Raw genomic sequence first — 1,774 nt, forward strand, 5'->3', positions numbered from 1 at the left:
AGTACCGTCCCAGCCGACCCGGCGGGGGCGACCGCCGTGATTTGCGTGTCGGAGTCCACGACGAACGAGGTTGCCGGTGTGGCACCGAAATTCACCGCGGTGGCTCCGGTCAGGTTCGTGCCGGTGAGCACGACCGTGGTCCCGCCGGTCACCGAACCCACGTTGGGCACCACCGTGGTGAGGGTGGGCACCGCAACGTAGGTGTAGGAAACACCGTTACTGGTGCCACCCACGCTGGTGACCGTAACCAGTACCGTCCCAGCCGACCCGGCGGGGGCGACCGCCGTGATTTGGGTGTCGGAGTCCACGACGAACGACGTCGCCGGTGTGGCACCGAAATTCACTGCGGTGGCTCCGGTCAGGGCTGTTCCGGTGAGCACGACCGTCGTCCCACCGGTCACCGGACCGGCGTTCGGGGCGATTGTGGTCAGTGTCGGCACCGCGACGTAGGTGTAGGAGACACCGTTGCTCGTGCCACCCACGGTGGTGACGGTGACCAGTACCGTCCCAGCCGACCCGGCGGGGGCGACCGCCGTGATTTGCGTGTCGGAGTCCACGACGAACGAGGTTGCCGGTGTGGCACCGAAATTCACTGCGGTGGCTCCGGTCAGGTTCGTGCCGGTGAGCACGACCGTGGTCCCGCCGGTCACCGAACCCACGTTGGGCACCACCGTGGTGAGGGTGGGCACCGCGACGTAGGTGTAGGAGACCCCGTTGCTGGTGCCGCCCGCGGTGGTGACGGTGACCGACACCGTTCCGGCCGCACCTGCGGGGGCGACGGCAGTGATCTGCGTCGACGAGTTGACCGTGAACGAAGTCGCTGGTGTAGCACCGAAATTCACCGCGGTCGCACCGGTCAGATTCGTCCCGGTGAGCACGACCGTGGTCCCGCCTGTCACCGAACCCACGTTGGGCACCACTGTGGTGAGTGTCGGCACCGCGACGTAGGTGTACGCGACCCCGTTACTGGTGCCGCCCGCGGTGGTGACCGTGACCGACACCGTTCCGGCCGCACCTGCGGGGGCGACGGCGGTGATCTGCGTGGCGGAGTTCACGACGAACGACGTCGCCGGTGTGGCACCGAAATTGACTGCGGTGGCTCCGGTCAGGTTCGTGCCGGTGAGCACGACCGTGGTCCCACCGGTCACCGGACCGGCGTTCGGGGCGATTGTGGTCAGTGTCGGCACCGCAACATAGGTGTACGCGACACCGTTACTGGTGCCACCCACGGTGGTGACCGTGACCGACACCGTTCCGGCCGCACCTGCGGGGGCGACGGCAGTGATCTGCGTGGCGGAGTCCACGACGAACGACGTCGCCGGTGTAGCACCGAAATTCACCGCGGTCGCACCGGTCAGGTTCGTGCCGGTCAGCACGACCGTCGTCCCACCGGTCACCGGACCGGCGTTGGGCACCACCGTGGTGAGGGTGGGCACCGCGACATAGGTGTAGGAGACACCGTTACTGGTGCCGCCCACGGTGGTGACCGTGACCGACACCGTCCCTGCTGTCCCGGCTGGGGCGACGGCAGTAATCTGCGTCGACGAGTTGACCGTGAACGACGTCGCCGGTGTGCCACCGAAACTCACGGCGGTCGCGCCGGTCAGGTTCGTGCCGGTGAGCACGACCGTGGTGCCGCCGGTCACCGGACCGGCGTTGGGCACCACCGTGGTGAGGGTGGGCACCGCGACGTAGGTGTAGGAGACACCGTTACTGGTTCCCCCCGCGGTGGTGGCGGTGACCAGTACCGTCCCGACTGAATGGGCGGGCGTTC

General features: G+C 67.9%; 1 protein-coding gene. It reads right to left on the reverse strand.

From position 1 onward, the window contains the following. Positions 1-1,774, reverse strand: a 1,774-nt coding sequence (locus tag ACFU4Z_RS18140; RefSeq protein ID WP_379064828.1) for a beta strand repeat-containing protein, incomplete at both ends; no start/stop codon positions are given.

The organism is Nocardia sp. NPDC057440, assembly GCF_042802915.1.
Lineage (GTDB): Bacteria > Actinomycetota > Actinomycetes > Mycobacteriales > Mycobacteriaceae > Nocardia.